This is a genomic window from Micromonospora humidisoli, from assembly GCF_016900955.1.
Classification (GTDB): domain Bacteria; phylum Actinomycetota; class Actinomycetes; order Mycobacteriales; family Micromonosporaceae; genus Micromonospora; species Micromonospora wenchangensis.
In genome coordinates, this window is record NZ_JAFEUO010000021.1 from 1682 (window position 1) to 5069 (window position 3388).

At 56.8% G+C, this 3388-nt stretch carries 2 rRNA genes; both read left to right on the top strand.

Features of this window, described 5'->3' with window-relative positions:
• Nucleotides 1–62: 62 nt before the first annotated feature.
• Nucleotides 63–3173: ribosomal RNA gene (locus JQN84_RS31095) — 23S ribosomal RNA — on the top strand.
• Between the two features lie 96 nt (nucleotides 3174–3269).
• Nucleotides 3270–3386: ribosomal RNA gene (gene rrf / locus JQN84_RS31100) — 5S ribosomal RNA — on the top strand.
• Nucleotides 3387–3388 lie beyond the last annotated feature (2 nt).

A 3388-nucleotide genomic window follows, 5' to 3' on the forward strand; every position in this document is an offset into this window, starting at 1 on the left:
AAGCTGTGGGTTGTGGGTTGGTTGTTTGTTGAGAATTGCACAGTGGACGCGAGCATCTTTGTGGTCAAGTTGTCAAGGGCGAACGGTGGATGCCTTGGCACCAGGAGCCGATGAAGGACGTGGGAGGCCGCGATAGGCCTGGGGGAGCTGTCAACCGAGCTGTGATCCCAGGGTGTCCGAATGGGGAAACCTGGCACCAGTCATGTGGTGTCACCCACATCTGAACACATAGGGTGTGTGGGGGGAACGCGGGGAAGTGAAACATCTCAGTACCCGTAGGAAGAGAAAACAAATAGTGATTCCGTGAGTAGTGGCGAGCGAAAGCGGATTGAGGCTAAACCGGTTGCGTGTGATACCTGTCAGGGGTTGCGTGGTCGGGGTTGTGGGACCCTGCTGAACAGGCTGACACTTGTTCGAGGAGTTATAAAGTCAGTGGCTAGCCGAATGGTGTGGAAAAGCCAACCGTAGTCGGTGAGAGTCCGGTAGGTGAAAGTTGCTGATCTTCTGTGGGTGTTCCCGAGTAGCGGCGGACTCCTGAAATCTGCCGTGAATCTGCCAGGACCACCTGGTAAGCCTAAATACTTCCTGGTGACCGATAGCGGACGAGTACCGTGAGGGAATGGTGAAAAGTACCCCGGGAGGGGAGTGAAATAGTACCTGAAACCGTTCGCCTACAATCCGTCGGAGCCTTGCGGGGTGACGGCGTGCCTTTTGAAGAATGAGCCTGCGAGTTAGTGGCATGTGGCGAGGTTAACCCGTGTGGGGGAGCCGTAGCGAAAGCGAGTCTGAAGAGGGCGTTGTAGTCGCATGTTCTAGACCCGAAGCGGAGTGATCTAGCCATGGGCAGGCTGAAGCGCGGGTAAGACCGTGTGGAGGGCCGAACCCACCAACGTTGAAAAGTTGGGGGATGACCTGTGGTTAGGGGTGAAAGGCCAATCAAACTCCGTGATAGCTGGTTCTCCCCGAAATGCATTTAGGTGCAGCGTCGTGTGTTTCTTGCCGGAGGTAGAGCACTGGATGGTCTAGGGGGCCTACAAGCTTACCGAAATCAGCCAAACTCCGAATGCCGGTAAGTGAGAGCGCGGCAGTGAGACTGCGGGGGATAAGCTTCGTAGTCGAGAGGGAAACAGCCCAGATCACCAGCTAAGGCCCCTAAGCGTGTGCTAAGTGGAAAAGGATGTGGGGTCGCATAGACAACCAGGAGGTTGGCTTAGAAGCAGCCACCCTTTAAAGAGTGCGTAATAGCTCACTGGTCAAGTGGTTCCGCGCCGACAATGTAGCGGGGCTCAAGCACACCGCCGAAGCTGTGGCATTCACATGATACTTCGCATCTCCTTGATGGGGTGTGCAGGTGTGTGGATGGGTAGGGGAGCGTCGTGCCGGGGGTGAAGCAGCGGGGTGACCTAGTTGTGGACGCGGCACGAGTGAGAATGCAGGCATGAGTAGCGAAAGAAGGGTGAGAAACCCTTCCGCCGGATGACCAAGGGTTCCAGGGCCAGGCTAATCCGCCCTGGGTGAGTCGGGACCTAAGGCGAGGCCGAGAGGCGTAGTCGATGGACAACGGGTTGATATTCCCGTACCCGCGAAGGAGCGACCCTGACGAACCTCGTTGTGCTAACCACCCGAACTGGCTGATGTCTTCGGACGGATGTTGGGGAGCGTGGGAACCTGGCGGGTAGTAGTCAAGCGATGGGGTGACGCAGGAAGGTAGCTGAGCCCGGCCGGTGGTTGTGCCGGGGTAAGCGTGTAGGCCGTGCCGTAGGCAAATCCGCGGTGCATTGAGGCTGAGACGTGATGCCGAGCCGATTCAGGTGAAGTCAGTGATCCTATGCTGCCGAGAAAAGCCTCTAGCGAGTTCTGAGCGGCCCGTACCCCAAACCGACACAGGTGGTCAGGTAGAGAATACCGAGGCGATCGGGCGAACTGTGGTTAAGGAACTCGGCAAATTGCCCCCGTAACTTAGGGAGAAGGGGGGCCGGAGACGTGAAGCCCCGTGCGGGTGGAGCGTTGTATGGCCGCAGAGAGCAGGGGGAAGCGACTGTTTACTAAAAACACAGGTCCATGCGAAGAAGTAATTCGATGTATATGGACTGACGCCTGCCCGGTGCTGGAACGTTAAGGGGACCTGTTAGCTCTTTCGGGGGCGAAGCGGAGAACTTAAGCGCCAGTAAACGGCGGTGGTAACTATAACCATCCTAAGGTAGCGAAATTCCTTGTCGGGTAAGTTCCGACCTGCACGAATGGCGTAACGACTTCCCCACTGTCTCAACCACAGGCCCGGCGAAATTGCAGTACGAGTAAAGATGCTCGTTACGCGCGGCAGGACGGAAAGACCCCGGGACCTTTACTATAGCTTGACATTGGTATCTGAATGGGCTTGTGTAGGATAGGTGGGAGCCGGTGAAACCTGTACGCCAGTATGGGTGGAGGCAATCTTGAAATACCACTCTGGTTGATTCGGGTATCTAACTTCGGACCGTTATCCGGTTCAGGGACAGTGTCTGGTGGGTAGTTTAACTGGGGCGGTTGCCTCCTAAAGGGTAACGGAGGCGCCCAAAGGTTCCCTCAGCCTGGTTGGCAATCAGGTGTTGAGTGCAAGTGCACAAGGGGGCTTGACTGTGAGACTGACAGGTCGAGCAGGGACGAAAGTCGGGACTAGTGATCCGGCACTTGCGTGTGGAAGCGGTGTCGCTCAACGGATAAAAGGTACCCCGGGGATAACAGGCTGATCTTCCCCAAGAGTCCATATCGACGGGATGGTTTGGCACCTCGATGTCGGCTCGTCGCATCCTGGGGCTGTAGCAGGTCCCAAGGGTTGGGCTGTTCGCCCATTAAAGCGGTACGCGAGCTGGGTTTAGAACGTCGTGAGACAGTTCGGTCCCTATCCGCCGTGCGCGTAGGATACTTGAGAAGGGCTGTCCCTAGTACGAGAGGACCGGGACGGACGAACCTCTGGTGTGCCAGTTGTCCCGCCAGGGGCACGGCTGGTTAGCTACGTTCGGAAGGGATAACCGCTGAAAGCATCTAAGCGGGAAGCCTGCTTCAAGATGAGGTATCCCACCCCACTTTGTGGGGGTAAGGCCCCCAGCTAGACGACTGGGTTGATAGGCCGGAAATGTAAGCTCGGTAACGGGTTGAGTTGACCGGTACTAATAGGCCGAGGACTTGATAACAAGGCTGCTACGCGTCCACTGTGCAACTCTGAACAAACACCAAACAACCCCCCACACGCGTGTGGGTGTGTGTGTTGTTTGATATGTTCATAGTGTTACGGCGGTCATGGCGGAGGGGAAACGCCCGGTTACATTCCGAACCCGGAAGCTAAGCCCTCCAGCGCCGATGGTACTGCACTCGGGAGGGTGTGGGAGAGTAGGACACCGCCGGACAA